The sequence below is a fragment of the Actinopolyspora sp. BKK2 genome (assembly GCF_011291845.1).
GTDB lineage: Bacteria > Actinomycetota > Actinomycetes > Mycobacteriales > Pseudonocardiaceae > Actinopolyspora > Actinopolyspora saharensis.
Genome location: NZ_JAANTE010000014.1, coordinates 1 through 26,929 on the forward strand (window position 1 = coordinate 1; position 26,929 = coordinate 26,929).

Below are 26,929 nucleotides of genomic sequence, written 5' to 3' on the forward strand. Positions count from 1 at the left end.
CCTGAAACATCTGCAGACCCTGCTGGCGGTCTGGACCGGCGCTTGCCCCACCTGCCACCAACCCCCGCCAGCCAGCTGGAACTTCCCTGACCAGCAACGATTACCCACTTAACAAAGCCCTACTAGGATGTGGTGCATGGCTGGCACCAATGGAACGCCGAAAGCCAAAGCGCTTGGGGCACGACTCAAGGAAGCCCGCAAGGCGGCTGGATACACCGTGCGAGGGCTTGCGGATCAACTCGGTCTGTCGCACAGCGCGATCTCTCGGTGGGAGACGGGAGCGCGTTCGCCGGAGACTGAAGACGTCGCGTCCGTACTCGCCGTCACCGGAGCCAGCAGCGCCGACCGCTCCGAGTTGCTGGAGATGGCGCGCGGCACCAACGATCCTCAGTGGCTGTCGGTACAGAGCGGCGATCGCGAGCGCCAGATGGCGGCACTGCTCGAGTTCGAGCGCGATTCCAGCCACATCACCGATGTGTCTCCGCTGCTGATTCCCGGACTGCTGCAGACGGCCGACTACGCCCGAGCAATCATGATCGCGGGTGAGGTTCCGCCGTCCGAGGTAGAGACTCGTGTGGCCGTGCGCGTGGGACGTCGAGAAACCTTGACCCGCCGCAACCCGGCGCAGTTGCTCGCCTTGGTCGGTGAAGCGGCGATCAGGCAGCAGATCGGTGGCAGAGAAACCGTGGTCGACCAGCTGAATCATCTGCTGAACGTTGCCGAGATGCCCAACGTCGATCTGCGCGTTGTTCCCGCCTCCGCAGGATGGACCCCTGCTCTCGAGGGGCCCTTCGTGCTGATCGACTTCGACAACGACACCCCGATAGTTCACCTCGAAAACCGCAGAGCAGCCCTGTTCTTCCACGAATCGGCCGATGTGGACGCGTACCGAAGCGCCGTGGATAAGGTGAAGCAGGTTGCGATGACACCAGCGGATTCCACCGCGCTCATCGCCAACGTCATTACTGAGCTGGAGACGACGACATGACCACAGCAGCACCAACCCACTGGCGTAAATCGAGTCGGAGCAGCACGCAGACGAACTGCGTCGAGGTCGGTCGTACTGCCGAGGGTGCGGCCGTGCGGGACACCAAGGATCGTGCGGCTGGGTACTTCGCGGTGTCCGGTCCGCAGTGGCGGGCGTTCGTGGCCGCACTCAAGGCCGACCGGTTCGGCTGAGCGCGGCTCGGCCTAGCGAGTCCACTTGAGGCCTGCTGGACTCACCCGGTGTGGTGATTCCAGTTTTAGGCAAAACTGGCACGATCCACTCTGGAGGGAAAGCCGGGGTGGACCGTGCCGGTTTCGTGCGGGCTTCTCGCGCGAGGTGGCGACGGTCGATCGCGCCCGTTTCGCGAGCTTTTTTTCGATCTCGGCTCAACCCGCTCCGGATCTCGTGCGTCACCGGGGGTGAAATACGGAAAGCGACGAACCGTGCGATCGGTCCCGGGGCTAGCGGAGAGCCGATCGCACGGCCGAAAGGAGCGAACCGCTTTGCGCACCACTCGCACGAGAACCGGCCTGACCGGACTGGTTGGCACCGGAATCGCCGCGGCTGCTCTGGTGGTCGGCGCGCCGTTGGCCGCGGCCGCGCCTGCCCAGGACCAGCCTACCCTCTCGACGGCGGCGGACGAGCAGAACCACGTGGAAGGAACCGCCGGGCCGGACGGGCTGCACGGCACGTCGGGTGAGGACGTGATCAAGGGACGTGGCGGCTACGACGTCATCTTCGGCAAGGCCGCCCACGACAGCCTCTTCGGCAACTCCGGCATGGACGTCATCCGGGGCGGTTCCGGGGACGACTTCCTCCACGGTGGACAGGGCGGCGACTACCTCTACGCCGGCGCCGGCGACGACACCGTGATGTCCGACGAGGTCGGCTCCGACGACGAGGCCGACGTGGTCGACTGCGGCCCCGGCGTCGACCGGTACAACGCCGACCTCGACGACAAGGTCGTCAACTGCGAGATCCCCTACTACGGCAGGGGCTGACGCAGCTCGCAGGCTCGTCGTGCCGTCCCGGAGCGCCGGGGCGGCACGACCCCTCCGGCAGCGCCCTCGACTTCACCGGGACGTCGCGTCTCGGCGAGGTCCGCACGGCGACCGAACCCGGCCGGTCAGTCGAGGTGCTCCGGCAGCACCTTCTCGACGACCGCGTCGAGCACGGCCAGGTCCTCCGCCACCGGCCGGTGCTCGCTCGGCACGCCGCCGTAGGTGTCGAGCAGCACGTGGGTGGCGCCGAGCTCGGCCAGCCCGTCGAGGTCGCGCCGGATCTGATCGAGGGTGCCCTGACCGGCCAGCCTGCTCTCCTCGTCGAGCGGGCTCTCGCTGGTGCGCAGCTGGATGCGCGGGGCGAACTCCGGGACCGGGCGGTGCTGCTCGGCGGCGATCCGGTGCAGCGCGGGAACGCCTTCCGCGCGCAGCCACTCCATCCGCTGGTTGACCGGGTGCCACGCGTCCCCGACCCGCACGGCGCGGCGCAGCGCGGCCTCGCTGTGCCCGCCCACCCAGATCGGTGGCCTGCGCGTCGGCAGCGGGCCGGTGGCCACGTCGGTGAAGGAGACGAACTCGCCCTCGAAGGAGAACTTCTCCTCGGTCCAGGCCCTGCGGATGACGTCCAGGTACTCGTCGGCCATCGCCCCGCGCCGGTGGAAGGGCACTCCGAGCGCGGCGAACTCCTGACGGGGCCAGCTGACCCCGACGCCGAGCACGAGCCTGCCGCCGCTGAAGCGGTCGATGTTGGCCGCGATGCGGGCGGTGTGCAGCGGGTGCCGATACGGCAGGACCGCGACGGTGGTGCCGAGCTCGATCCGTTCGGTGCGGCCCGCCAGCCAGGCCAGGGTGGTGAACGGGTCGTAGAAGGGTGCCGGGTAGTGCTCGGCCACGTCGGGGGTAACGGCCAGGTGGTCGGAGATCATCGCGGAGTGCAGTCCGCGTTCCTCGGCGAATCCGGCCCAGCTCAGCAGGGAATCCGGGTCGGTTTCCGCCCCGAAGTTGAGGATATTCACTCCGAAGCGCATGTGCTCGGCTCCTGTTCGTGTCGGGGTGATCGCGTCCGAGACTACGGGAGCGGCGCGGGCGCGGTGCCCGCTTCGCCCGATCCGCTCCGGAGAGGTGTGACGCTCGTCCGAGGTTCGCCCGGCGACGGCGGGAAGCGCGCTCGAGCGGCAGACTGGTCCTCGTGGAGGCGTCCGGAGGTTCGTCCGGACGCCGGTCGAGTGGTCTGGAGGACGTATGCGGGTTCCGAAGGTCCCCGGTGATTTCGACGCGGGCGAGTTGCGCGGCTGGTTGGACGGCCGCTGGGGCGGGGTTCGACAGCGGGTTCGGAAGGTGCTGGAGGACGAGCCGCTGCCTCCCGGCGAGGGGCTGGACACCGAGTCCCACCGCGCCCGCACCCGCGAGCAGCTGGGCAGACTGGCGGGCAGCGAGATCACCTCGCTCGGTTTCCCCACCTCGCACGGAGGTGGGGGCGATCGCGGCGGTTCCGTGGTGTCGATGGAGATGCTGGCGGGCAACCTCTCGCTGATGGTCAAGGCGGGCGTCCAGTGGGGACTGTTCGGTGGCGCGGTGACCGCGCTGGGCACCGAGCACCACCACGACCGCTACCTGCGGTCCATCATGGACCTGTCGCTGCCCGGTTGCTTCGCGATGACCGAGACCGGTCACGGTTCGGACGTGCAGAACCTGGGCACCACGGCGACCTACGACCCGGAGGCGGGCGAGTTCGTGGTGCACACCCCGGACGAGTCCGCGCGCAAGGACTACATCGGCAACGCGGCCCGGGACGGGCGCGCGGCAGTGGTCTTCGCCCAGCTGCGCACCCCGAACGCGGACGGCTCCGCGGAGGGGCACGGGGTGCACGCGCTGCTGGTGCCGATCCGCGACGAGGACGGCGAGCCGATGCCCGGGGTGAGCATCTCGGACTGCGGGCGCAAGGCCGGGCTCAACGGGGTGGACAACGGGCGGATCGTCTTCGACCGGGTGCGGGTTCCGCGCGAGGCGCTGCTGAACCGCTACGGCGACGTCTCCGCCGACGGCACCTACACCAGCCCGATCGACGGGGTGAACAAGCGCTTCTTCACCATGCTGGGCACGTTGATCACCGGCCGGGTGTCGGTGGCGGGAACGGCCGGCGCGGCCACCAAGCTGGCCCTGGAGATCGCGCTGCGCTACGGCGACGTGCGGCGCCAGTTCGAGAACCCGAGCACCGGCGCGGAAACCCCGGTGCTGGACTACCGCGGGCACCAGCGCAAGCTGCTGCCGGCGCTGGCCACCTCCTACGCGCTGCACTTCGCGCAGGAGGAGCTGGTCAACACGCTGCACGAGCTGCACACCAACCCGGACAGCGACTCGGACGGGCGGGCGCAGCGCGAGCTGGAGTCCCGCGCGGCCGGGTTGAAGGCGGTGACCACCTGGCACGCCACCCGCACCGTCCAGGCGTGCCGCGAGGCCTGCGGCGGGGCCGGGTACCTGGAGGAGAACCAGCTTTCCACGCTGAAGGCGGACACCGACGTGTTCACCACCTTCGAGGGGGACAACACGGTGCTGCTCCAGCTGGTGGCCAAGGGGCTGCTGACGAACTACCGCGACCGGTTCGAGGAGCTGGGCACGTTCGGGATGGCCCGCTACGTGGCGGACCAGTTCGTGGGCACCGTCGTGGAGCGCACCGCGGCGCGGTCGCTGATCCAGCGGCTGGTGGACGCGGCTCCGAACCGGGACGAGGAGGACGTGCTGTTCAACCGGGGCTGGCAGCTGCGGATGTTCGAGGAGCGCGAGCAGCACGTGCTCGACGGGCTGACCCGCAGGATGCGCAGGGCCGGTACCGGCGATGCGGACCCGTTCGAGGTGTTCAACGACGCGCAGGACCACGTGCTGCGGGCCGCGCGGGTGCACATCGACCGGGTGGTGCTGGAGGCCTTCGTCGCGGGGATCGACCGCTGCACCGATCCGGCCTCGGCCGGGGTGCTGGAGCGGCTGTGCGACCTGTACGTGCTGTCCAACATCGAGGAGGACCGGGGCTGGTTCCTGGAGCACGAGCGGATCAGCGCGAGCAGGGCGAAGTCGGTGACCGAGGCGGTCAACGCGCTGTGCGCGCAGCTGCGTCCGCACGCCGTCGAGCTGGTCGAGGCGTTCGGCGTTCCGCGCCAGTGGTTGACCGCGCCCATCGCCACCGGGGAGCAGCCGGGCACGCGGTGAGGTGGTGCCCGGCGCGGTTCCCGCGGGCCGCGCCGGGCACGTTCCGCGCGAAACGTTCGAAAGTGCCCGGGTGCTCTCGCACCGCCACTCGACCATCACTCGACCGCCGCGACAGCCGAGCTTCCGGCGGTCGTTCACCAACCGAGGCGGTGGCGGCCGATGTGTCCGGGTTCCGGGGCGTAGCTGTCCGGGTGGGCGGCGATGCCGAGCAGGGCGGCGAGGTCCTGTTCGGCGAGGCTGGGGACGTGGGGGGACTTCGTGGACCGGCTCAAGGACGGCGGCTGCGACCGCGCGTGAGGAACGCGGCTGTTTGTCCACTGTGCTGCTCGCTGTCGGCTCGTGGCTGAGATCGTGAGCAGTGTGGACGTCGTTCTTCGAAGCCGCCGGAAGGTGATCATGGGGAGCAGCAGTGGGGTGCGGCGTGGCGCCGCTGCCGTGAGTGGCTTGGTGCTGAGCGTCGTGCTGGCGGCGTGCTCCGGAGGTTCCGGGGCTGACTCCGGGGCGCCGTCGAGTCAGAGCCGGTCGGCGGATGCGTCCGGTTCGCAGGGTTCTTCGGGGGTGGACATCGCCAATCCGAAGGAAGCTGCGGCTGTGGATGTTTGCAGCTTGCTCCCCGAGCAAGCTGCTTCTTCTCTCGGACTGCAGAACGAAGGAGAGAAGCAGTCCAATGGTCTTGGTCCAAGCTTGCCAGATTCATGTGAATGGTCTACTGCTGAGAGCATAGGAACTTCTGTATCTCTGAGTGTTGTGGGAGACCGTTCAATTCAGACATACTTCGACAACAAGTCTTCGTACAGCGACTTCGAGGGATTTGAGATATCGGGAAATCCTGCTGTCAGGGCAAACAAGGATGATCCGATGACTGGAGGTAGTTGCGCTGTATTCTTGGCCACCAAGAAGAATCAGGTGGTTAAATCGTTCTCAACTATTCCAGCTAGGGATGTTGGGAAAGTCAATCCTTGTGATTTGTCGAAGAAGGCGTTGAAGCTTTCGGTCTCGTCGTGGCCCGCGGCGGAGTGAGGCTTGAGGGCTCGGGTGAGTTGCGAGGTTTGTCGGGAGGCAATGTAAGTCTTCCGAGGGGGTTGTTCCGCGCAGCTACGGTCGACTCATGACCAGGGAGCTCCTGCCGGATGTGTGGCACGTGTCCAGTTGCAGCGCCAACGACGCGCACTGCGTCGAGGTCGCGTTGACCGCCGAGGCGGTCGGCGTGCGGGACACCAAGGACCGGAGCGGCGGCACGTTGGTGCTGGTGCCGGAAGTGTGATCGTCCTTCGTGGACCGGCTCAGGGAGGGTGGCCACGCCCGTTCGTGAGGGACATGTGCGCGGTGTGCCCAGGGTGAGCTGATGATTGCTCCGTTCGAGTGATCGAAGTGCGGTATGGGCACCACGTTAGGGTGTCGATCGTCATAGTGCTGACGAGCCGATTCCGCTGACGCCGGGTGTGGTGATCGGGCAGGATGTGGCTCGGTTTCGGACCACAACCTTCGTGGGGGAGGTACGGCGTGACCCAGGGCGGGTTCCAGGTCGACAAGGAGGGCCTGAGCAAGGCCATCGAGCAGCTCGAAGACGCTCGCGACAAGGCGCAGCAGCTCGCTCGTGAGGCGAACAATATGGTCCCCGGCGAGCTCACGGCCAAGGACGAGACCACTGGCCAGGCACGTGAGGTATTCAAACAGCGCATTAGCGGACCTGAGGGGTCGCTGTGGTTCGCGGCGAGCGATATAGGGAAAAAGCTTCAGGAGAAGATCGACTCGTACAAAGCGGTCCTGGGGGAGTACGAGAAGGCCGAGGACAACGCGGACGCCGCCACCCGGAACACCGAAAGGCAGAGCTGACCGTCATGACCTTCAGCAGCGGATTCCGTCGCAGTGCCACCGTCGTGGGTGGTGTGGTGTTGAGCGTCGTGCTGGCTGCGTGCTCCGGTGGCTCCGGGGCTGACTCTGGTTCGCCGTCGAGTGGGAGTCGGTCGGCGGACGCGTCCGGTTCGCAGGGCTCTTCGGGGGTGGAGATCGCCAATCCGAAGGATGCTGCTGCTGCGGATGTGTGCAGTCTGTTGCCTGCTGAGGCTGCTTCGCAGCTCGGGCTCAAGACTGAGGGTGAAAAGAAGTCCAGCATGACCAATCCTGAGGCATCTGATGCCTGCTACTGGGAGAGTCCGGACGGTGGTGCGACCAAGAACTCGTTCGCGGTGTCCGACGGGCGGTCGATCCAGCAGTACTACGACAATCCTGATTCCTTCTACGATTTCGAGAAGATGACAATTGCAGGATACCCAGCTGTGCGGGCCAACAAGGGTGATCCGATGAGCGCGGGAAGCTGTGGAATATTCCTGGCGTCCAAACAGGATCAGGTTGTTCAGTCTTTTTCGAGTCTCAATGCCGAGGACACGGGCAAGGTCGACCCGTGCGTTCGGGCGAAGAAGGCGCTGAAGCTGTCGGTGTCGTCGTGGCCGGCGGCGAAGTGAGAGGTGGGGGAAATGTCTTCCGTTCCGCAGATGTGCTACATAAGCCAGGCGCTGCAGCTCCGCGCGAACATGGCCGGTTCTTCCGACGCGGCGAGCCTGCCTTCTCCGCTCAAAAAGGGCGCTGAGCAGGTGCGCAACTCGGCGGGCGTGTTCCGGGACCTGATGGACGAGATCGAAACCGCGCTGAAGAAGGCGGAGGAGTCCCACACCGGCCGGGCCGCCGAGGCCGCCAACGCGTCGATCGCCGAGATCAAGCCGATCGCCGAGAACGCCGCGAAGACGGCTGAGGACGTCAGCGGCAAGCTGACCGAGCAGAACCAGAACCAGCACGAGACCTTCAACTCCCTGCCCGCAAAGGGGAGCAAGCTCTCGGACGGGCGCCCGACGCAGATGGAGCCGCCCGAGAAGAACTGGGCCGAGCGCAACGGCGTGGACAACATCCCCGGCTTCGGCTGGAGCAGCCACTACGAGGAGAAGCAGGCGCGCTTCCAGGCCACCAACGACGAGGCCGAGCAGGCGATGAGCCGCTACAACTCGCAGACCGCCAACACCACTCAGGCGGTTCCCGAGTTCAAACCGCCGGACGACTCCGGCCGCACCGGCAGTGACCAGGGCGACTACGGTCAGGGCGCAGGCGAGATCATGGACGGCACCTCCTACGGCAGCGGCTCCGGCTCGGCCGGAACCAGCTCGGCCTGGGCCTCCGCCCCGAGCGGCGCCGGAGCGGGTGCCGGCGCGGGCGCGGCTGGCTCCTACGCCTCCTCCGGATCGAACGCGGCAGCGAGCCCGGCCGGAACCGGCTCCGCCTGGTCCACCCCGCCGGGAACGGTGCGCGGCCCGGACGGCACCCTCTACCGCCAGGGCCCCGACGGCAGCTGGCAGCGGCAGAACCCCTACAACGGGCGCTGGGCCCCAGCCCCGCAAGGCCCTCCGGGAGGCGCGGCCTCGGGTGGCGGTGCTCGCGGCGGAGGCGCGGCCCCGCGCGGCGGCGCGAGCGCGGGCGGACGCGCGGGCGGCGGCTTCGGCCCCCGCGGCAGCGGTAGCTCGGAACTGGCCCCCGGCGGACGCTCCGGCACCGGCTCCTTCGGCCCCAAGGGCAGCGGCACCACCCCCACCACGGCAGGCGGCGGAGCCTCCGGCGGCGGTCGCGGCAACGGCATGATGCGCGGCGCGGGCGGCGCGGGCGGAGCCCAGCAGGGCGGCGAGGAAGAGGAGCACGAGCGTCCCAGCTGGCTGATGGAAACCGAGGACGTGTTCACCAACGACATGCAACGCGTCGCCCCGCCCGTCATCGGCGAAACCCCCTACGAGCAGGGCAACTGACGTGAGGACGTCGGCTCGGTCCGCGCGGCGGTGCGAGTTGCCGGGGCGGATGCTCCGGCGCCGTCGCGCCGAAGGACTGCTTCGGGCGGCCGGAGCGGACGACACCGGACGAAGCGGTGCCGATCACCGGCACCGCGAGCGGTCGGGCACTCCCCCGCGGCACGGCCGCTCGCCGTCCTCGCGGCGGGGACGACGCGTGGCAGGAACGAGCGGAAAAAGTGGAAAGTGATGGCGCGCAACCAGATCTCGATCAGCCCGGTGGCAGCGGCCTACCTGTGCGAGCGCTACGACATGCGCCCGCACCCGATGCTGCGCATCGGGACACTGCCCGGCGAGCCGGACGAGCAGCAGCGACGCGAAGCCAGTGACCAGGGGCGACGCGAACTCCAACAGCAGGGGATGATCGACACCGACGAGGTGCACCCCTTCCTGGACGACGCCTGGCACCTGCTGGCGCACCCACCGCTGGCGCTCGGGATCGCGGTGCTCGACCGCAGGCGCGAGAACTTCAACGCCGTGCTGGTCGAGCAGGGGCGCAACACCTTCCAGGCCTACCAGGTCGACGGGGAGGACGACGAGACACTGCACGACATCGTGCTCGCCCGGCACGACCAGGGCGGGGTGACCGGCAACGCGGTCAACCTGCTCGGCGAGCTCAAACTCGCCCCCGGCGGCTCGGCCAGCCTGCCCACGGAACTGCTGCAGCACGCGGGCGACCGCATGTCGGCCGACCCGAGCGGCAGCGCGCTGACCGCCCTGTCCGCCGCAGGGGTGCGCAGGGACGACGCCCAGGTGCTCGCCAAGGCGATCAGCGCGGAACGCCGCATGGAAGCCCTGATCACCGTCCGCCTCTTCGACCAGCGGGTCCGCCGGACGCACGCGCTGCCGTTCGGCCTGCAGGTGTTCACCACCGCGGACGGCTCCTACATGACCCAGCGCAAGCCCGGAGGCGACGGCCGCGAGTGGTACACCATGGCCCCCGCGGACGGGCGCAAGATCGCGGCCAAGATCGACGAGATGATCCAGCAGCTGCGCGCCTCCCTGCAGCGGTAGGCACCGCGACCGAGCGAGGCGGGGCGCCGAGCCGCGGAACCGAGCGGTCCCGGTCCGGTGGGGCGTTCACCAGCCGGAGCCACTCAACTGGGATTAAAGGACTTTCATCTCCGTTTCATCCCATCCCCGCCCGCACCGGTCCAGAGTGGTGAAACATGAGATCGACATCGCGGACCGCCCTGCTGGTTGCGGCCCTCGTGCTGCCCGCCGCGGCCGTGCTCGGCGTCTACGCGCTGAGCAGTTCGCCCAGGCAGCCCGAGGTGCCGGAACGGGTCCGCGTCGTCCACACCTCCACGGAAGCACCGTCGTCCCCCCCGAACTCCTCGAAATCCCCGAGCACCCGACCGACCTCGGGACCTGCCTCGCGGCCACCGCCCCCGCCGGAGGACGATGAACGCGGCGACGAGGACGAGCTCGGCCCACCCGTCCCCGACGACGATCGCGACGATGACGAGGAGTGAGTCGACACGCCGCCGCGGCCCCCGCATGCCCGCCCGGGTACGGATCATGGCGTGGCTGCTGCTGGTGCTCGTGGTGGTGCTCGGCACCGTTGTGCTGCTGGTGCGCCAGCACCTGCACAACCGGGCCACCGAACGGGTGACGACCTCCCTGGAGCAGGAGGTCGGCGAGTTCGCCAGGTTCGCCGCTGAGGGCGGCGCCGCGGCGGGCTCGTCTACCGATCCGGAGAAGCTGTTCCGGGCCTATCTGAGCAACCAGTACCCGGACGCCTCGGAAGCGCTGATCGGGGTGTGGCGGGGACAGGACGGTCCGCGAGCGCTTCCTCAGGCCCAGGACGGCGGGATCAAACGCATCGTGGGGGACCCGGCGCTGTTGCGGCGGATCACCACGAGTACCGCGAGCTTCGGAACGGAGCGAACCGAAGCCGGCCCGATGCGCTGGGCACGGGTACGTGCCCTGACCGGTGGACAACAGCGGGCCTGGTTCGTCGTCGCCAGGTTCACCAGCGAGGACACCGCGCAGGTCAACCGGGTAGTCCGGACGCTGGTGCTGGTCAGCGGCATCGGAGTCGTGCTGGCCGCCGTGGCGGCCTGGCTTGTCGCTGGGGCGATCCTCGCCCCGGTGCGCCAGGTGCGTCGACTCGCGGCCGAGCTGGGTGAACGGGACCTGACGCAGCGCATCCCCGTCGAGGGGCGTGACGACATCGCCGCGCTGGCCGAGCAGTTCAACGGGATGCTGGATCGCCTGCAGGAGGCGTTCGCCGCCCAGCGGGAGTTCGTCGACGACGCCAGCCACGAGCTGCGTACCCCGATCACGATTCTGCGCGGCAACCTGGAGCTGCTCGGTCCGGACCCCGAGGAGCGCGAGGAGGTGGTCCGGCTGTGCACCGACGAGCTGGACCGGATGGGTCGACTGGTGGAGGACCTGCTGGTTCTGGCCAAAGTGGACCGCCCCGACTTCGTCACCCCGGAGCGGACCTCAGTGATCGAGCTGATCAGCGACATCGACGCCAAGGTTCGAACTCTGGGCGATCGGCGCTGGATCCTGGAGCACATCGCCGACGGGGAGGTGCTCGTGGACCCGCAGCGGCTGACCCAGGCCGTGGTTCAGCTGGCGCAGAACGCCGTCCAACACACCGAGCAGGGCTCCGCGATACGGCTGGGCTGCGCGCTGAAAGCGGGCAGGCTGACGCTGTGGGTCAGCGACAACGGCCCCGGAATCGAGCGGACACAGCTCGCCCGGATCTTCGAGCGCTTCGCGCACGGCAGCGAGCGCAGCGGTGGTGCCGGACTCGGACTGTCCATAGTGCGCGCCATCGCCGAGGCCCATAACGGGCAGGTGCGCGTCCGTTCGGAGGACGGGGCGATTTTCGAGATCGAGATCCCCGTTACGACCCCGGACGAACGCAGTGAGGAGCCCTGTTCATGAGCAAGATCCTGATCGTCGAGGACGAGGACCGCATCGCGCGGTTCATCGAGAAGGGGCTCTCCGCCAACGGTTTCGCCGCCACGGTGGTCGGCGACGGGCAGAGCGCGCTGCACTACGCGATCACCGGTGACTTCGACCTGGTCGTGCTCGACCTCCGGCTGCCCGACCAGGACGGGTTCGTCGTGCTGCGCAGGATGCGGGACCAGCGCGTCAACATCCCCGTGGTCATCCTGACCGCGAGGGACACGGTGCACGACACCGTCGCGGGGTTGGAAGGTGGAGCCGATGACTACATGACCAAGCCGTTCCGGTTCGAGGAGCTGCTCGCGCGGGTCCGGCTGCGGTTGCGCTCCTCGGACGGCGCCGCCGAGACGACCGCGCTGAGCAACGGGGAACTCTCCCTGGACCTGCGCTCCCGGCGCGCCCGGATCGCGGACACCACGGTGGATCTCACGGCGCGCGAGTTCGCGATGCTGGAGCTGTTTCTGCGGCATCCAGGTCAGGTGCTCTCGCGGGAGCAGATCCTTTCGCACGTGTGGGGGTACGACTTCGATCCCGGATCGAACATCGTGGACGTCTACGTGCGGGCGCTGCGCCGCAAGATCGGGGCCGAGCGCATCGGAACGGTCCGCGGGATGGGCTACCGGCTCGGGAAGTGACCAACCGGGTGAAGACCCTTTCATCCCGGTTTCAGCCCTTCGTCAGGTCCGTGGCGGAGTCTCGTGGTTGTCGGCGCAAGCACGGAAGAGAAGGGGAAGACCTTGCGCAACAAGAAGCGGATTTGGGTCGTGGCCGCGGTGACGAGCGCGTTGGGAATCGGTGGTGCGGGGTTGGCCCTCGCCGCTGAGGGCGCTTCGAACGCACCGCGGCCCTCCGGAGGGCAGAACGGTGCTGTTACCAGGGACGACGACCGGGACGACCGTCGAGACGACCGAGATGACCGAGATGACCGGGACGACCGGGACGACCGGGACGACCGTCGAGACGACCGAGATGACCGAGATGACCGGGACGACCGGGACGACCGGGACGACCGTCGAGACGACCACGATGACCGAGATGACCGGGACGACCGGGACGACCGGGACGACCGTCGAGACGACCACGATGACCGGAATGATCAGGATGACCGTGATGATCGGGATGACCGTGATGACGGCCGCGACGACTGATCCGCTCCGGACCGCTGTCAAGTCGGTGTGACACCGGCCCGTCGGGGCAGGCGTGTACAGCGCCCCGGCGGGCCGACAGCGTCGAAACGTCTCGAGCAGGCCGGCCCGGTCAGGTCAGCCCGAGCAGGTCAGCCCGAGCAGGTCAGCCCGGATTCCCGGGCCAGCTCGACCAGCATCGACTCGAACAGCCTGCCCGCCTGGCTGACGTCGAAGGGGAACTGCTCGAACACCTCCAGCGCCACCTGCCCGTACAGCCGGGCCCACCAGCGCAGCAGCAGGTAGACGGCCTCGGCGCTGAGCGCCTCCCGCGGCATCTCGATGCCCTCGTTGGCGAAGGCCTCGGCCAGGTCCCTCCTGCTGTCGCCCAGCCCGTCCCGCAGCTCCTCGGGGATGTGCGCGGGGGGTGACTCGGCCACCCCCTCGGCCATCAGCGGCCCGGCCACCTTGAGGAAGACGCTGCCCAGCTCGTCGCGGCGGGGCGTCTCCTGCCCGCGGGTCGTGCCGTTCTCGCCGCGCCGTTCGCCGTTCGCCCGCTTGCGCGGTGCCTTGGCCGCGGGGGTGGCGAACACGAGGGCGAACTCGCGCGGGTGGGCCAGCGCCCACCACCGGAACCCCCGGCACACGGCGAGAACCTTGTTCAGGTGGTCCTCCGCCTGGGCGGGCATGCTCGCGGTGAGCTCCGCGGACAGGTCCCCGCAGATGTCCTCGCGGAGCCGGGAGAGCAGCTCCTCGCGGGAGGCGTAGTAGCGGTACAGCGCCGGGGCCGTGATGCCCAGCTCCCGCGCGATGGCGCGCAGGGTCACCGCTTCCTGCCCCTCCCGGACCAGCAGCTCGCGCGCGTGCCTGCGGATGTCTGACTCCGTGGCGGCTCGGGACTGCTCACGCCGAGTGACTTCGTTCATGGGTCACTCCATCGGGTGCTTGTAACGGCTGTCACCGTTACAGTGGTCGAAGTAAACGCCGTTAACTCAGGATCGGTGGCCGTGGCCACTGTACGGCCCGCACCACGTCGCCGGAGGTCCGCGTGTTCTCTTCCTGGGGATCCCTCGCCTACCGACACCGACTTCCCGTGCTGATCACGGTGCTGCTGCTCGTCGTGGCCGGTGGAATCTGGGGGCTCGGAGTGTTCGACCGCCTCGGGCAGGGCGGCTACGAGTCCCCGAACAGCGAAGCGGCTCGCGCCCAGGAGGTCGCCGCGGAAGCCCTCGGCCCCACCGGTGGCGACGTGGTCGTGCTCTACGACGTCGGTGACGGCGCGACCATCGACGACCCGGAGCTGTTCCACCGGATCCGGAGCAAGCTCGCGGAGCTGCCCGACTCCGCGGTCGACGGGATCACCTCGTACTGGTCCACCCCCCAATCGAGCCTGGCGAACGACGACAAAACGGTCGGGCTGGCCACCATAGACCTGTCCGGGGACGAAAGCGGCAAAACTGCCTCCTACGAACGCATCGAGGGGCGGCTCGACGTCGCGGGCGCGGAGACGCACGTGGCCGGGGACGTGCCGATGCAGGCCTCGATGAACCAGCACTCCAAGCAGGACCTGGCCGTGGCCGAGGCGGTCTCGCTGCCCGTGGTGCTGGTGCTGCTGGTGATCATCTTCGGCGGGGTGGTCGCGGCCGCGCTACCGGTGCTGGTCGGCGGAGCCGCCGTGTTCGGATCGCTGGGGCTGCTGCGCCTGATCTCGCTGCTGACCGAGGTCAATACCTTCGCGGTCAACGTCGCCAGCCTGCTCGGGCTCGGACTGGCCATCGACTACGGCCTGTTCCTGGTCGGACGCTTCCGCGAGGAGCTCGCCGCGGGCGCCGGGACCGGGCAAGCGGTCCGGCGCGGCGTCAGCACCGCGGGCCGCACCGTCGCCTTCTCCGCGACCCTGCTGGTGATCGCGCTGGCGAGCCTGCTGCTCTTCCCGCAGAGCTTCCTGCGCTCGCTGGCCTACGGCGGGATGTCCGCGGTGGCGCTGGCCGCGGTGATCTCGCTGACCGTGCTGCCCGCGCTGCTCGGCGTGCTCGGGCACCGCGTGGACAAGCTGGCGGTGCCGTGGCGCGGGAAGCGGCGGGAGAGCGGGAGCGCACCCGCCCGCGGCTGGTACCGCTTCGCCGCGGCCGTCATGAAACGCCCGCTGCTCACGGCGTTGCCGATCATCGCCGTCCTGCTGCTGCTCGGCGCGCCCTTCCTCGGGACCAAGTTCGGCACCCCGGACGAGCGCGTGCTGCCGCAGGACGACCCGGCCCGGCAGGGCATCGAGAAGCTCCGCGCGGAATTCCCCGCGATGAGCGGCGACAACGTCCGGATCGTCGTGGACGGCGGTCGAACCCCGCCCGCTCAACCCGAGCTGGACCGCTACGCGCAGCGGATCTCCGAGGTGCCCGGCATCGGAGAGGTCCGGCCCGCGGGCAGCGGGGAGGGCGTGGTCGTGCTCGAAGCGGGGCTGAACGGCGAACCGTTCGGCGAGCGCGCCAACGACGCGGTGGACGAGATCCGCTCGCTGAGCGCCCCCGCGGACAGCGAGGTGCTCGTCGGGGGGAAGACCGCGCTGAACCTGGACAGCCTGCGCGACACCGTCGACGTGCTGCCCTGGGTGGCGGCCCTGCTGGTCGGGGCCACGCTGGTGCTGATGTTCTTCGCCTTCGGCTCGGTGGTGCTGCCGATCAAGGCCGTCGTGCTCAGCGTGCTGAGCCTTTCGGCAACGTTCGGCGTGCTGACCTGGATATTCGTCGACGGGCACGGGGCGGGACTGCTCAACGTGACCCCGGCCCCGCTGTCGGTGGGCATCGTGGTGCTGATGGCCTCGGTCGTGTTCGGGCTGTCCACCGACTACGAGGTGTTCCTGCTGTCCAGGATGGTCGAGGCGCGCGAGGAGGGCGCCGCGACCCCGGATGCGGTGCGGGACGGGCTGGCCCGCACGGGCAGGATGATCACCGCGGCCGCCCTGCTGCTGATCGTGGTGACGGGTGCCTTCGCGTTCTCCAGCGTGACGATGATGCGGTTCATCGGCGTGGGGATGATCGTGGCCCTGGTGCTGGACGCCACCGTGGTGCGGATGGTCCTCGTCCCGGCGCTGCTGCGGCTGTTCGGCGACGCCTCGTGGTGGGCGCCGAGCTGGCTGCGGTGGAGGCGGCGAGCCGGCGCTTCCGGCGGTGATCCCGGAACCGACTCCGAGCAGCACCGTCCGCGGGTGCCGCGCTGAACCCGGGCGGGGTTTTCCGGGCGCGGAGGTGGCGCGCATGCTCGGGGTGGCGGGACGTGTCGTCCGCCGAACCCGCCGGAGCGGTCCCGCCGAACGAGCACGTTCGCGCGCCTCGGGGACCATCGGGGCTTGCGGACCATCAGGGTGGGTCGTTGTGCGCGCGAGAGATGTCGGAGGTGTCCCCATGGCCGAGGAGCAGCCCAACCGGGAAGGTGCTGCCGAGCAGGAGAACGCGGGCGTGCTGGTCTACAGCCGTCCCGGTTGCCCGTTCTGCACGAGTTTGCGCGCCGGTCTGCGCAAGCACGGCGTGAGTTTCGACGAGGTCAACATCTGGGAGGACGGGCAGGCCGCCGCTACCGTGCGCTCGCTGGCCGCGGGCAACGAGACGGTCCCCACCGTGGTGGTCGGTTCGTGGTCGGGGGTCAATCCCTCCGCCGAGGAGGTGCGCGCGGCCGCAGCCGAGCACGCTCCAGCCGCGCTGCCCGCCAGCGAGCCCGGGCTGGTGGACGGGACGATGCGCGCCCTCGGGCTGCGGCGCGGCGATTCCTGAGCTCCCGACCTCGCGGCGGTGGCCGCAGGGGGAGCGTGAATCCCGTGCGGGCCTTTGCTGCGGCGACCGCGCGGCAGGCGAGTCGTGCGGGAGGCAGGCTCTGGGGCTGGGGCCAGCCGTACGGGGGGCATTACGACCGACCCCAGCGGTTGCGATCGTCGATGGCGCGATATCGACGAGCAGCAACCATCCCAGTGTGACGTGTAAGAACCCGAAAAGGATGCGGTTTTGCTCCGAATGACCCCCGATCGGGGGTGTATTCGGGAAACCACCGCCACGCAACAGGATGATCGTGTGAAAACTTCACCCGATCACGCCCGCGGCGTGCCCGGGCCACTGTGGAATCCACCGGGGGATTCATCGGGGAACCCCCGGGAAGCCCCCCGGGAAGCCCGCTGTGGAGCGCCGCCCCAGCCGAGAGCGGCCAGCGCGGTGCTGCCCGGCGGCACGACCGCGTCGGCGGTCTCGCCCGGGTTCTTCGGGGTGGGGCTTCTTCGCGCGAGTCGGTGCAGGTGCCCGCCTCCGGGATCCGTTCCGGAGGTATCGCGCTGGTGTCGACCGGTTCGCCGAGCACGATCCGCGGGATCGCGGCGCGCGGTTGCTCCGGAGGAGTGCCCTGGGGGGTGCTCACGTTTCGTCGTGTCATGCCTCCACCCTGCTGGTCGGAACAGGGGAGCGGGATCCGTGCGGCTACTCATGAGTTACCTATTGTCGGAGAAGCACTGCTCCGGACGAGTGAAGTAGGAACCCTTCAGTGGGGCGCCTTGTCGTTCGGTTCCGGTGGTGCGACGGTGTTTTCGAAGCGGGCGCTGGCCATCGCGGCGGCTCCGGAACGAAAGGTATGGTCTAGACCATGTTGCGATTGAGTGGTGTCGGCGTCAGCGGCGGGCAGGCCGCCGGGCCCCTCGTGCGGGTGGCCGAACCCCTGCCCGAACCGATCGCCACCCCGGCGGTCGAGAACCACGACGCCGAAGCGGCCCGGATCGGCCCGGCGGCCGAAACCGTGGCCAACGGCCTGTTCACCCGCGCCGCGGGAGTCGAGGGCGACGCGAAAGCGGTACTGGAGACCACGGCGGCCATGGCCATGGACCCGTCGCTGAGCTCCCGCGCCGAACAGCTCGTCCGCCAGAACTCGCTGCCCGCCCCGCGCGCCGTGCTGGAAGCCGCCGAGGAGTTCGCCGAGTCGCTGCGCGCCACCGGCGGCTACCTGGCCGAACGAGTGCGCGACGTGTACGACGTGCGCGACCGGATCATCGCCGAGCTGCTCGGCGTGCAACCCCCCGGCGTTCCGCCCCTGACGGAACCGAGCGTGCTGCTGGCCCGCGACCTCGCCCCCGCCGACACCGCCGACCTCGACCCCGAGATGGTGCTGGCCCTGGTCACCGAGGAAGGCGGCCCCACCAGCCACACGGCCATCCTCGCCCGCTCCCTGGGGATACCGGCCGTGGTCGCCGTGCGCGGGCTGCTGGCCGCGACCTCGGCCGTCGCGACCGAGGTGGACGGCGACGCCGGAACCCTGGAACTGTCCGAGGAGCGGATCGCGGTGCGCGCCCCCGAACGCGGCGGCGGGGAGAACTGGACCGGCACCGGCAGCACCTCGGACGGGCACCGCGTCAAGGTCCTCGCCAACGTCGGCGCGGCCACCGACGCCACCGCCGCCGTGGCCTCCGGTGCCGAGGGCGTGGGGCTGTTCCGCACCGAGTTCTGCTACCTGGCCGTGGCGGACGAGCCGGACGTGGCGACCCAGCGCGCCGCGTACGCGGAGGTCCTCGAACCGTTCGCAGGAAAACCCGTGATCGTGCGCACCCTGGACGCGGGCGCCGACAAACCGCTCGGATTCCTCGACACCGGCAGCGAACCGAACCCGGCGCTCGGAGTCCGCGGGCTGCGGATCGCCTTCGACCGCCCGGAGGTGCTGGACCGCCAGCTGGAGGCCATCGCCGGGGCCGCCAGGGACTCCGGGGCCGAGGTCTCGGTCATGGCCCCCATGGTGGCCACTGCCGAGGAGGCCGCCTGGTTCGCCGAACGGGCCAGAGCCGCCGGAATCGCCCGTGCCGGGGTCATGGTCGAGGTCCCCGCCGTGGCCCTGGCCGCGGAGGAGCTGCTCCGGGAGGTCGACTTCGTCAGCATCGGAACGAACGACCTGGCCCAGTACACCTTCGCGGCCGACCGGCAGCTCGGCGCGCTCGCCGCGTTGAACGACCCCTGGCAGCCCGCCCTGCTCCGACTCATCGGAACGCTCGGAAAGGCGGGGGTCGCGGCGGACAAGCCCGTCGGGGTCTGCGGGGAGGCCGCCGCCGACCCGCTGCTGGGCCGCGTGCTCGTCGGGCTGGGCGCGAGCAGCCTGTCCATGGTCGCCACGGCAGTGCCCTCCGTGGGCTCGGCACTGGCCGGAACGTCGCTGCGGAACTGCGAGCGGGCCGCCGAGGCGGCGCTGGCCGCCCCGGACGCGGGCAGGGCACGAGCCGCCGCCCGCGACGCGCTGGAGTGAACGAGCAGCCCGACGACCCCGCGGAACCGGTCCTCGGGCACCCCGCCGCGGGGTCTCGCGGGGTCCTCGGTGCCGCCGGTGCGTCCGGCGTATCCGACGCCGAGGGCCCCGTTCAGTCCTCCTGCTGGCCCTCCTGGTCGAGTCCGTGCTCGATCGCGTAGCGGGCCAGCTCGACGCGGTTGTGCAGCTGGAGCTTGCGCAGCGTGGACTGCACGTGGTTCTCGACGGTGCGGTGCGAGATCACCAGCTTGTTCGCGATCTGGCGCGCGGTCAGCCCCTTGGCGACCTGGCGCAGCACGTCGGTCTCCCTGTCGGTGAGCTGCGGCGGCTGCGGAGCGGAGTCGTCGGGGCTGACGGCCATCCTGCGGTACTCGCCGAGCACCAGCCCGGCCAGCCCCGCCGTGAACACGGCGTCACCGACCGCGGTGCGCCGCACCGCGTCCACCAGCTCCTCCACCGAAGCCGACTTGACCAGGTAGCCGGAAGCCCCGGCCTTGACCGCCTCCAGCACGTCGGCGTGCTCCCCGCTGGCCGAGAGCACCAGCACCCGGGTGCCCGAGATCTCCTGGGTGATCTGCCTGGTCGCCTCCACCCCGGAGGTGTCGCCGAGGTTGAGGTCCATCAGCACCACGTCGGGACGCACCGTCCGCGCGATCCGCAGCGCCGAGACGGCGTCGCCCGTGGTCGCGCCCACCTCGAAGCCGCGCTCGGTGAGGTCCCGTGCGACACCGTCCCGCCAGATCGGGTGGTCGTCGACCACCATCACCGAAGTCTCCGAGCCAGTCATGCCGTCGCTCCTCCGTGCTGCCCCCGTGCCCGATCCCCGTCGTGCGCGGAATCGCCACGTTTCGTTCCGGAGCGGGGGATGTGGATCTCCCACTCGGTCCCCTCGCCCTCGGCCGTGTCCAAAGTGATCGTCCCACCCAGACTCTCCACGCGGCCACGGATCGACTGGGCCACACCCATCCTGCCCTCGGAGGCGGCCCGCTCCAACCGCCCCTCGGGGATGCCCGGGCCGTCGTCGCGGATGCTGAGCACCACCTCGTCACCGAGGTCCTCCAGCAGCAGCCAGGCCTGGGCCTGCGCCCCGGCGTGCTCCTCGACGTTGTTCAGCGCTTCCCTGGCCGCGGAGAACAGCGCCGAGGCGTCGGCGGCGGGAAGGGCGACCTTCGTGGCGGGAACGGAGACGTTGACCCGGGCGCTGTCGAGCGCCCTCAGCTGCGCTGCCAAGTCCGTGCTCCCGTTCGAGGTCTCGGCCGGACCGGTGGAGACCAGCGCGCGCAGCGCCGTCTCCTGCTCACCCGCCAGCGCGGCGAGCTCGGCGGCCTCCCCGCCCAGCTCGCGCCCGCGTCCGCGCACCCGCGCGAGCACCTGGAGCACGCTGTCGTGGATGTCGCGGGCCAGCCGCTCCCGCTCAGCCGTGGCCGCCTCGGTGCGCAGGGCACGAGCCAGCCGTTCCGTGGAGATCCGCGCCGTGTCCGAGGCCAGTCCGAGCAGCAGCCCTATGGTCACGTGCAGGATCGTGTCCATCCACATGTTGGGGTCGATGTAGCCGCGCATGGCGAAGTTGGCTGCAGCGGCGACGGCACCGCTGAGCAGGCCGCGGAACGTTCCCCACTGCACCGCGGCCACCGTGACCATCGAGGCGTGCCAGATGGTGACCACGGTTGGCCTGCCGCTTTCCAGCTGCTGCTCGGTCAGCACCAGGTAGCACGCCGCGAACAGCGCCATGGTCACGACCTGGTCCACCGCGACGAGGAGGTCGGTCCGGCCGGAGGGTTTGCTGTAGCGCCAGAACGTGAAGCCGGTCCACAGGATCATCCCCGCCATGACCACCACCGCGAGCGCGGGGCGCTCGTAAGCGGGGAACATGATCACGAACCACACGAGCGCGTAGAGCAGCGCTATGACGCGGAGCCCGTTGTGCGCCCTCCACAGCGGGATCCGTCCGTCGGTGACCGTCTCCCCCGCCGCGGAATCCGAGTTCCCGGAAGCGGTCTCCGGGGTGCCGCGTGCCACGATCGTCCGTAACAACCCCGATTCCTCCTTCCGGGACGACTCACCGGTCGGCCCGCCCGTGTCCGTTCGACGACTGCCCACGCTGCCCACCTTCGGAAGTCCTTTCCGGTTGACTCGCCAAGGGCTCGCTCCCTTCGACGGTTGCGCTCAACCGTGCGTTCCACCGGCGCGGGACTCGTGGAGATCCGTGAGACATCCTGCCGCAGTGCCGGAAGGAACCGCGGAGAGCCCGCAACCGTCCACGGAGCAGGACACCTCGTGAAGTCGGTGGGCAACTCCGGCTCGCGGCCGGTGTGGCGCGTCGTGGAGCGGCACTCGGCACGGAAAGCGCTTCCCAAGAGGGGTGGCAGGGTTGGAGTGATTGTGCACACTGTCCCTCCGGGCGGTGTACGGAACTCGGGCCGCGTTCCCGGCCGGTGTTCGTACGAGGATTCCCGCAGAGGAGCAAGGGGAGGAAACCGTGGGGGAATGGCCACTGTGGAGACTTAGGCCGGCGGCCCTGTGGTACGTGCTCGCGGTGCAGCTCACGGCGGTCTTGTCGGTCGCGGTCGTGGTCGCGGTGACCGAACGCCCCACCGCGGAGAAGCTGCACGAATTCGGCCTGCTCGCCGTGACCGGGGGCGTGGTGATCGTGGGGACCTCGCTGTCGATCCACCTGCGGGACGGCATCAGACGCAACCCGTGGACCATCCACATCTGCTACCTCGTCGCCGGTCTGCTGGTCCTGCCCCCGAACCTGCTCGTGCTGCTGCTGCTCGGACCGGCGCTGCACGGGGTGCTCGACGCGCGGGAGGCTCCCCACCGCTGGATGTTCATCAACGCGGCCACCGTGCTGGCCACGTTCGCCGCACGAGCCGTGCTGGGCTGGGAAAGCCCACACTGGTCTCCCTGGGCGCTGCTCGCCGCAGGCGCCACCCTGCTGCTGACGCGCGCCGCGCTCGTCGCGGCCGGTTTACGACTACGCAGCCCGCGGGCCGACAAGTCCGATGTGCTCGGTGACCCCATAGACGTGCTGCTGGGCATCGTCGCGGTCAGCCTCGGGATGCTGATCGCCGTGGCGGTCGAGTTCCGCGCGGCGAGCGCGCTGCTCGCGGCCCCGCCGATGGCGCTGCTCGACCTCGCCGGTCAGCTCCCGCAGTGGCGGCGCTCGGCGCAACGGGACGGAAAGACCGGCCTGGTGAACGCGATGCACTGGGACAAGCTCGCCCGCGCCGAACTGGCCAAGGCGAGCTCGCGCGGCCAGGACGTCACCGTGCTGCTGCTGGACCTGGACCACTTCAAACGCGTCAACGACGAACTCGGGCACCTCGCGGGCGACGCGGCGCTGGCCTCGGTGGCGCTGATGCTGCGCGGCAGCGTGCGCAAGGGCGACCTGGTGGGTCGGTTCGGCGGGGAGGAGTTCGTGGTGCTGCTGCCCGAAGCCGACACCGATGCCGCGGGCGAAGTCGCCCACCGGATCAGGAGAGCCACCGCCTCGCTGTCCGTGCCGGTCAGGGACACGGCAGGTGTGCAGCACCGACTCGACGACCTGACCATCAGCATCGGAGTGGCCGGAACCGCGCGCCTCGGCTACGAACTGGGCGACCTGCTCGTGGCCGCCGACGCGGCGCTGCTGGAGGCCAAGGCGGCAGGCAGGAATGCCGTCACCCTGGCTTAGGAAGTTCTTCGGCGGTGCCAGAGTTGCTGAGGTGGCTGGTTAGCCGGCACGTGAGTCGGCGCCTTGCTGTGTTGGGCCGCTCTTGAGTAGCGACCTACGCGGCGAGCGGCCCGGCCTTGCAATGCATCCGACTCGCGCACCGGAGCTTCTCCTCCTGCCCAGGCTCGCAAGCACTTACCTTGGGCGGCTCCTGCTGCGTGGCGGTGCGGGTGGCGGAACCTCAGTCGGCGCCCGGCTCCGGGTGCCCCGACATCGGGTAGGAACTACACAACGTCGGGGCCGTCCTCGCCGGGCACTCGACTGAGAACCCGCGGCGGTGCCGACTGCTCGGGTGTGTGAGCGGCTGCGCCGCTCGGTGCATCCGACTCACGCACCGGAGCTTCTCCTCCTGGTCAGGCCCGCAAGCACTTACCTCGGGCGGCTCCTGCTGCGTGGCGGTGCGGGTGGCGGAACCTCAGTCGGCGCCTCGGGAGTGTTTGGCCGCTACGGACGCCGGAGCCGGCGTTCGCCAGCTCTCAACACCCCGGCACGGGACGGAACTCGTAGCCCTCGGCGCGCAACTCGGGCAGGGCGGTGCGCAGTGCCTGGATGGTTTTCTCGCGGTTGCCTCCGCCGTCGTGCAGTAGCACCACGGCGCGTGGGGAGGCCGCCTCCACCAAGCGGTCGGCGAGCGCCTCGGCATCCGGGCGCTTCCAGTCCTTCGGGTCGACGTTCCACAGGACCGACCGCAGGTCGTGTTCGGCGAGCGCATCCTGGACGGCATCGTTGGTGGCGCCGTACGGGGGGCGTATGCAGTCGCTGTCCGAGCCGACGGCACGCACCTCGTCCACGGAGCGCCGTAGCTGGCTGTCCAGCTCCGCGGGGCTGAGCTTGGTGAGGTTTCGGTGGTTCCAGGTGTGCGTCGCCACGACGTGTCCCTCGGCCAGCATGCGCTGAGCGAGCTCGTGATTCCCGGCCAGGTTCTCGCCGAGCGTGAAGAACGTCGCCCGGACGTCATTGTCGTTCAGCACGGTCAGGATCTCGTCGGTGTCGTTCGACGGCCCGTCGTCGAAGGTCAGGTACAGCGGTTTGGCATCGCTGTCTGCCTGTGTGGGCGCGACGCATCCGGCGAGCACAACGGCGCACAGGAGCGGGAGCAGTCCGGTAGCGACACGGCGCCACGACGTGGTCTTGGTCATGGAACCGAAGGTCCGCCACGACCTTGGCGATCCGGTCGTCGTGATGTCCCGATCGTGTCGCAATCAGGCCCCGCTCCCGCAAGAACGGTCCGTTTTCCCCGAAAATCGCGGTAATGGCGCAGATCTTGTTGATCGAGGACGATCAGTCCATCCGTACCAGCCTCGCGCTCGCCCTCGGCAGGCACGGGCACGAGACGCGCGAAGCGGGCACCGGAGAGGACGGTCTCCGCATGCTGGCCTCGGCGGAACCGGCTGTCGTGGTGCTGGATCTGATGCTGCCCGGAATGGACGGCTTCGAGGTGTGTCGGCGCATCCGCGCGAAGTCCGCAGTACCCGTCATCATGCTCACCGCGCGCGGTGACGACTTCGACGTGGTCGGCGGCCTCGAGGCCGGTGCGGACGACTACGTGATCAAACCCGTACAACCGAGGGTGCTCGACGCGCGCATTCGTGCGGTGCTGCGCAGGGGGACGTTCGCCGAGCAGACACAGTCCGACCGCTACCGCGACCTGACCATCGACCGCGCCGCGCTCACCGTCACCAAGGGTGATCAGCAGCTCGCGCTGACTCCGACCGAGCTGCGCGTGCTGCTGGAACTGTCCCGCTCGCCCGGTCAGGTGCTCAGTCGCATGCAGCTGCTCGAGCTGGTGTGGGAGTACGACTACCTCGGCGACTCCCGCCTGGTGGACAACTGCGTGCAGCGGTTGCGCGCGAAGATCGAGGACGAGCCCGCGCGGCCGGTGTTCGTGCAGACGGTGCGCGGGTTCGGCTACCGGTTCGGGCCGGTATGAGGAGACGTGCGTCGCGTGATGTGCGTGCGCCGCGGGTGCTGCGCGGGCTGCGCGCCAGACTGATCGCCGCGTGCGTCGCGGTTGCCGTGCTCGCAGCCGCGACGGCGTCCTTGGTGAGTGCGGCCTCGGCCGGCAACTCGCTGCTGCGGTCGACCCAACAGCGGATCGCGGACACCGCTGCGCGGCGGATCACCGACACCGCGCCTGCGCTCGTCTACCCGCCGGACACCGGTGACCTGCGCAAGATCCGGGATGCCCTCGACGGGCCTGTCGTGGTGACGTACGAGTCGCTGCGCGTGCACACCGGTGATACAGCGGCGATCACCGAGCAACTGCGCACCGCCGTACATGGCGGAGATCAACTCGCGCTGCAGCGGGTGGACTCCGCCACCGGGATGAAGCTGCTCATCGGCGTCCCGGTGCTGATCACCGGTGTGGACGGGCAGCAGCGGCCGTCCGGGATCGAGGTGTACCTGGTGCGTGACCTCGGTGACGTGGTGCGGGAGGCGAACGCGCTCACCCGGAACGCGATATGGACGAGCGCGCTCGCGCTGCCGGTCGCCGTGCTGCTGGCCCTGCTGGCGGCGCGCGGCGTGCTGCGGCCGGTGCGCGAGCTCCGCGGAACCGCGCGCAAACTGGCCGCGGGCGACCTCGACGCTCGGTTGCGGCCCAGCGGCGCCGACGAGTTGGCCGAGCTCGCCACCACGTTCAACGACACCGCGGCCTCGCTGCAGTCCTCCATCGGCGAGCTGGCCAGAATGGAAGCCGACTCCCGCCGGTTCGTCGCCGACGTGTCACACGAGCTACGCACGCCACTCACCACCCTGACCTCCGTTGCCGAGATGCTGGAAGAGGATCTGGAGCGGATGCCGTCCGACGCACGGGCCTCCATCGAGCTTGCCATCGCCGAGACCCGGCGGCTGGCGTCGCTCGTCGAGGACCTGATGGAGATCGCCCGGTTCGATGCGGGCGCCGCGCAGCCGCACCTGGAACGGGTGGACATGCCCGGTGTGGTGCGGGAGTGCCTGCGGTCGCGCTCCTGGACCGAGCAGGTGCGGCTGGACTCGCCGGAGGAGCTGGCCGCCGTGCTGGATCGGCGCCGACTGGATGTGATCGTGGCGAACCTCGTCGGCAATGCACTCCGGCACGGGGAACCACCGGTATTGGTGCGGTTGAGCGCGGACGAGCAGGAGGTGCACCTCGAGGTGATCGACAACGGCCCGGGACTGCCGGAGGAGGGCGCGGCGCAGCTGTTCGACCGCTTCTACAAGGCGGACTCCTCGCGCGGCCGGTCCGCGGGCAGCGGTCTCGGGATGGCGATCACCGCGGAGAACGTGTGGCTGCACGGCGGCACCGTCGAGGCGGGCGATGCCGACGGTGCGGGAGCCCGGTTCGCGGTCAGGCTGCCACGCTGGTCGGAGGAAACATGAAACGAACGGCCTCGGCGCTGTGCGTGCTGCTGGTTGTGCTGCTCACCGGATGCACGGTGCGTCCGAGCGAGGTGTTCAACGGGGGAGATGCGGCGACGGGCATCGCGAAGGGCACTCCCGTGTACCTGCTGGACTCCGAGGGGAACCTGGTGCTACGGCGACCGACGAGCAGCCTCGGCACCATCGGACAGGCCCTGCGGCTGCTGCTCACCGGAACGGATCCCGATGCGGGGTCCCTGCACTCCCGCGTGCATCTGGACTCCGTGCCTACTGCGCTGGACATTCCGGTGACCACTTCGGGCGACACGATCACGGTTCGGCTACCGATACCGCGCCGGAGGGTTCACGGGGCCAAAGGTATCGATCAGATCGTGTGCACCGTGCTCGCCGTACACATCCAGCGCGGTGGGGACCCCTCCAGCAAGGTGGTGCTGACGTTCACCACGGACAGGCCGACCGAACCGCGCACCTGTCCAGTACTGGGGCGGTAGCACCCCGCGAACACCCGGTTGCGACAAACCCGCGACATG

27 protein-coding genes are annotated in these 26,929 nt (G+C 69.7%); 21 read left to right on the plus strand and 6 right to left on the minus strand.

Translation table 11 applies throughout. The features are described 5' to 3' along the window. Positions 1-136: 136 nt before the first annotated feature. The 3 genes from G9Q41_RS20670 to G9Q41_RS20680 all read left to right on the plus strand — a co-directional run bounded on the left by G9Q41_RS20670 (position 137) and on the right by G9Q41_RS20680 (position 1,989). Complete coding sequence (locus G9Q41_RS20670; RefSeq protein ID WP_165633067.1) at positions 137-988, plus strand: helix-turn-helix transcriptional regulator; 852 nt, start codon at positions 137-139, stop codon at positions 986-988. Next, a complete protein-coding gene (locus G9Q41_RS20675) occupies positions 985-1,179 on the plus strand; it encodes a DUF397 domain-containing protein (RefSeq protein ID WP_092525121.1) in 195 nt (64 codons plus the stop codon). The genes G9Q41_RS20670 and G9Q41_RS20675 overlap by 4 nt, the downstream gene beginning before the upstream one ends. A 312-nt stretch (positions 1,180-1,491) precedes the next feature. Next, the gene (locus G9Q41_RS20680; RefSeq protein WP_165633068.1) at positions 1,492-1,989 is read left to right on the plus strand and encodes a hypothetical protein; all 498 of its coding nucleotides are present in this window, start codon (positions 1,492-1,494) and stop codon (positions 1,987-1,989) included. Between the two features lie 125 nt (positions 1,990-2,114). On the opposite strand, the gene G9Q41_RS20685 is transcribed toward G9Q41_RS20680, so the two are convergent. Next, on the minus strand, positions 2,115-3,017 hold the full coding sequence (locus tag G9Q41_RS20685; RefSeq protein ID WP_165633069.1) for a TIGR03619 family F420-dependent LLM class oxidoreductase: 903 nt from the start codon (positions 3,015-3,017) through the stop codon (positions 2,115-2,117). Positions 3,018-3,231: 214 nt separating this feature from the next. Here G9Q41_RS20685 and G9Q41_RS20690 point away from each other — a divergent pair, with 214 nt between their 5' ends. Continuing rightward, positions 3,232-5,193, plus strand: a complete 1,962-nt coding sequence (locus G9Q41_RS20690) for an acyl-CoA dehydrogenase (protein ID WP_165633070.1) — start codon at positions 3,232-3,234, stop codon at positions 5,191-5,193. A 134-nt stretch (positions 5,194-5,327) separates the two neighbouring features. Here G9Q41_RS20690 and G9Q41_RS20695 read toward each other — a convergent pair whose 3' ends face one another. Then, on the minus strand, positions 5,328-5,465 hold the full coding sequence (locus G9Q41_RS20695; protein WP_165633071.1) for a hypothetical protein: 138 nt from the start codon (positions 5,463-5,465) through the stop codon (positions 5,328-5,330). Positions 5,466-5,589: 124 nt separating this feature from the next. Here G9Q41_RS20695 and G9Q41_RS20700 point away from each other — a divergent pair, with 124 nt between their 5' ends. The 10 genes from G9Q41_RS20700 (at position 5,590) to G9Q41_RS20745 (ending at position 13,124) form a co-directional block, all read left to right on the plus strand. Continuing rightward, positions 5,590-6,213 (plus strand): DUF3558 domain-containing protein, encoded by a 624-nt coding sequence (locus G9Q41_RS20700; RefSeq protein ID WP_242687730.1) that lies wholly within the window; start codon positions 5,590-5,592, stop codon positions 6,211-6,213. Between the two features lie 88 nt (positions 6,214-6,301). After that, entirely contained in the window at positions 6,302-6,457 is a 156-nt protein-coding gene (locus tag G9Q41_RS20705; RefSeq protein WP_165633073.1) for a DUF397 domain-containing protein, read from the plus strand. Between the two features lie 239 nt (positions 6,458-6,696). Next, the gene (locus G9Q41_RS20710; RefSeq protein ID WP_165633074.1) at positions 6,697-7,029 is read left to right on the plus strand and encodes a hypothetical protein; all 333 of its coding nucleotides are present in this window, start codon (positions 6,697-6,699) and stop codon (positions 7,027-7,029) included. A gap of 5 nt (positions 7,030-7,034) precedes the next feature. Continuing rightward, positions 7,035-7,658 carry a DUF3558 domain-containing protein gene (locus tag G9Q41_RS20715; RefSeq protein WP_165633075.1) on the plus strand — a complete coding sequence of 208 codons (624 nt, stop codon included), beginning with the start codon at positions 7,035-7,037 and terminating at the stop codon, positions 7,656-7,658. 12 nt (positions 7,659-7,670) lie between these two features. Further along, complete coding sequence (locus G9Q41_RS20720) at positions 7,671-8,981, plus strand: hypothetical protein (protein WP_242687728.1); 1,311 nt, start codon at positions 7,671-7,673, stop codon at positions 8,979-8,981. 228 nt (positions 8,982-9,209) lie between these two features. Continuing rightward, positions 9,210-10,034, plus strand: a complete 825-nt coding sequence (locus G9Q41_RS20725) for an ESX secretion-associated protein EspG (RefSeq protein ID WP_165633076.1) — start codon at positions 9,210-9,212, stop codon at positions 10,032-10,034. 155 nt (positions 10,035-10,189) lie between these two features. Continuing rightward, entirely contained in the window at positions 10,190-10,495 is a 306-nt protein-coding gene (locus G9Q41_RS20730; protein WP_092525139.1) for a hypothetical protein, read from the plus strand. Continuing rightward, on the plus strand, positions 10,482-11,921 hold the full coding sequence (locus G9Q41_RS20735; protein ID WP_165633077.1) for a HAMP domain-containing sensor histidine kinase: 1,440 nt from the start codon (positions 10,482-10,484) through the stop codon (positions 11,919-11,921). The genes G9Q41_RS20730 and G9Q41_RS20735 overlap by 14 nt, the downstream gene beginning before the upstream one ends. After that, positions 11,918-12,580, plus strand: a complete 663-nt coding sequence (locus G9Q41_RS20740; protein ID WP_092525143.1) for a response regulator transcription factor — start codon at positions 11,918-11,920, stop codon at positions 12,578-12,580. Before G9Q41_RS20735 ends, G9Q41_RS20740 begins: the two co-directional genes overlap by 4 nt. A gap of 229 nt (positions 12,581-12,809) precedes the next feature. Beyond that, entirely contained in the window at positions 12,810-13,124 is a 315-nt protein-coding gene (locus G9Q41_RS20745; RefSeq protein WP_165633078.1) for a hypothetical protein, read from the plus strand. 97 nt (positions 13,125-13,221) lie between these two features. Here G9Q41_RS20745 and G9Q41_RS20750 read toward each other — a convergent pair whose 3' ends face one another. Continuing rightward, entirely contained in the window at positions 13,222-13,995 is a 774-nt protein-coding gene (locus G9Q41_RS20750; RefSeq protein ID WP_165633079.1) for a TetR/AcrR family transcriptional regulator, read from the minus strand. Between the two features lie 122 nt (positions 13,996-14,117). Between G9Q41_RS20750 and G9Q41_RS20755 the strand changes: the two genes are divergently transcribed. From G9Q41_RS20755 to ptsP, 3 genes are all read left to right on the plus strand, one after another. Further along, positions 14,118-16,283: an MMPL family transporter gene (locus G9Q41_RS20755; protein ID WP_347567563.1), complete on the plus strand. Its 2,166-nt coding sequence runs from the start codon at positions 14,118-14,120 to the stop codon at positions 16,281-16,283. Between the two features lie 184 nt (positions 16,284-16,467). Then, complete coding sequence (locus tag G9Q41_RS20760; protein WP_092525147.1) at positions 16,468-16,833, plus strand: glutaredoxin domain-containing protein; 366 nt, start codon at positions 16,468-16,470, stop codon at positions 16,831-16,833. Positions 16,834-17,686: 853 nt separating this feature from the next. After that, positions 17,687-19,324, plus strand: coding sequence for a phosphoenolpyruvate--protein phosphotransferase (gene ptsP, locus G9Q41_RS20765; protein ID WP_165633080.1), 1,638 nt, complete (start codon positions 17,687-17,689; stop codon positions 19,322-19,324). A gap of 112 nt (positions 19,325-19,436) precedes the next feature. Here the strand turns inward: ptsP and G9Q41_RS20770 are convergent, their stop codons facing one another. Continuing rightward, positions 19,437-20,111 carry a response regulator transcription factor gene (locus G9Q41_RS20770; RefSeq protein ID WP_092525151.1) on the minus strand — a complete coding sequence of 225 codons (675 nt, stop codon included), beginning with the start codon at positions 20,109-20,111 and terminating at the stop codon, positions 19,437-19,439. Next, positions 20,108-21,424, minus strand: coding sequence for a DUF5931 domain-containing protein (locus G9Q41_RS20775; protein WP_347567564.1), 1,317 nt, complete (start codon positions 21,422-21,424; stop codon positions 20,108-20,110). The genes G9Q41_RS20770 and G9Q41_RS20775 overlap by 4 nt, the downstream gene beginning before the upstream one ends. Positions 21,425-21,803: 379 nt before the next feature. On the opposite strand from G9Q41_RS20775, the gene G9Q41_RS20780 reads away from it, so the two are divergent. Beyond that, positions 21,804-23,000 (plus strand): GGDEF domain-containing protein, encoded by a 1,197-nt coding sequence (locus tag G9Q41_RS20780; RefSeq protein ID WP_165633081.1) that lies wholly within the window; start codon positions 21,804-21,806, stop codon positions 22,998-23,000. 515 nt (positions 23,001-23,515) lie between these two features. Here the strand turns inward: G9Q41_RS20780 and G9Q41_RS20785 are convergent. Continuing rightward, positions 23,516-24,178 carry a polysaccharide deacetylase family protein gene (locus G9Q41_RS20785; protein ID WP_165633082.1) on the minus strand — a complete coding sequence of 221 codons (663 nt, stop codon included), beginning with the start codon at positions 24,176-24,178 and terminating at the stop codon, positions 23,516-23,518. Between the two features lie 113 nt (positions 24,179-24,291). Here G9Q41_RS20785 and G9Q41_RS20790 point away from each other — a divergent pair, with 113 nt between their 5' ends. From G9Q41_RS20790 to G9Q41_RS20800, 3 genes are read left to right on the plus strand one after another with little or no spacing between them, the layout of a single operon-like run. After that, a complete protein-coding gene (locus tag G9Q41_RS20790; protein WP_165633083.1) occupies positions 24,292-24,969 on the plus strand; it encodes a response regulator transcription factor in 678 nt (225 codons plus the stop codon). A gap of 20 nt (positions 24,970-24,989) precedes the next feature. Beyond that, entirely contained in the window at positions 24,990-26,399 is a 1,410-nt protein-coding gene (locus G9Q41_RS20795; protein WP_347567565.1) for a HAMP domain-containing sensor histidine kinase, read from the plus strand. After that, positions 26,396-26,890 carry a hypothetical protein gene (locus G9Q41_RS20800; protein ID WP_092525163.1) on the plus strand — a complete coding sequence of 165 codons (495 nt, stop codon included), beginning with the start codon at positions 26,396-26,398 and terminating at the stop codon, positions 26,888-26,890. Before G9Q41_RS20795 ends, G9Q41_RS20800 begins: the two co-directional genes overlap by 4 nt. Positions 26,891-26,929 lie beyond the last annotated feature (39 nt).

Bases quoted from the DNA above. Each gene is read 5' to 3' on its own strand.
- G9Q41_RS20730 (WP_092525139.1), top strand. From the start codon at position 10,190: ATGAGATCGACATCGCGGACCGCCCTGCTGGTTGCGGCCCTCGTGCTG.
- G9Q41_RS20675 (WP_092525121.1), top strand. From the start codon at position 985: ATGACCACAGCAGCACCAACCCACTGGCGTAAATCGAGTCGGAGCAGC.
- G9Q41_RS20700 (WP_242687730.1), top strand. From the start codon at position 5,590: ATGGGGAGCAGCAGTGGGGTGCGGCGTGGCGCCGCTGCCGTGAGTGGC.
- ptsP (WP_165633080.1), top strand. From the start codon at position 17,687: ATGTTGCGATTGAGTGGTGTCGGCGTCAGCGGCGGGCAGGCCGCCGGG.
- G9Q41_RS20750 (WP_165633079.1), bottom strand. From the start codon at position 13,995: ATGAACGAAGTCACTCGGCGTGAGCAGTCCCGAGCCGCCACGGAGTCA.
- G9Q41_RS20790 (WP_165633083.1), top strand. From the start codon at position 24,292: ATGGCGCAGATCTTGTTGATCGAGGACGATCAGTCCATCCGTACCAGC.
- G9Q41_RS20690 (WP_165633070.1), top strand. From the start codon at position 3,232: ATGCGGGTTCCGAAGGTCCCCGGTGATTTCGACGCGGGCGAGTTGCGC.
- G9Q41_RS20685 (WP_165633069.1), bottom strand. From the start codon at position 3,017: ATGCGCTTCGGAGTGAATATCCTCAACTTCGGGGCGGAAACCGACCCG.
- G9Q41_RS20670 (WP_165633067.1), top strand. From the start codon at position 137: ATGGCTGGCACCAATGGAACGCCGAAAGCCAAAGCGCTTGGGGCACGA.
- G9Q41_RS20800 (WP_092525163.1), top strand. From the start codon at position 26,396: ATGAAACGAACGGCCTCGGCGCTGTGCGTGCTGCTGGTTGTGCTGCTC.
- G9Q41_RS20760 (WP_092525147.1), top strand. From the start codon at position 16,468: ATGGCCGAGGAGCAGCCCAACCGGGAAGGTGCTGCCGAGCAGGAGAAC.
- G9Q41_RS20785 (WP_165633082.1), bottom strand. From the start codon at position 24,178: ATGACCAAGACCACGTCGTGGCGCCGTGTCGCTACCGGACTGCTCCCG.
- G9Q41_RS20725 (WP_165633076.1), top strand. From the start codon at position 9,210: ATGGCGCGCAACCAGATCTCGATCAGCCCGGTGGCAGCGGCCTACCTG.
- G9Q41_RS20735 (WP_165633077.1), top strand. From the start codon at position 10,482: ATGACGAGGAGTGAGTCGACACGCCGCCGCGGCCCCCGCATGCCCGCC.
- G9Q41_RS20770 (WP_092525151.1), bottom strand. From the start codon at position 20,111: ATGACTGGCTCGGAGACTTCGGTGATGGTGGTCGACGACCACCCGATC.
- G9Q41_RS20720 (WP_242687728.1), top strand. From the start codon at position 7,671: ATGTCTTCCGTTCCGCAGATGTGCTACATAAGCCAGGCGCTGCAGCTC.
- G9Q41_RS20740 (WP_092525143.1), top strand. From the start codon at position 11,918: ATGAGCAAGATCCTGATCGTCGAGGACGAGGACCGCATCGCGCGGTTC.
- G9Q41_RS20715 (WP_165633075.1), top strand. From the start codon at position 7,035: ATGACCTTCAGCAGCGGATTCCGTCGCAGTGCCACCGTCGTGGGTGGT.
- G9Q41_RS20705 (WP_165633073.1), top strand. From the start codon at position 6,302: ATGACCAGGGAGCTCCTGCCGGATGTGTGGCACGTGTCCAGTTGCAGC.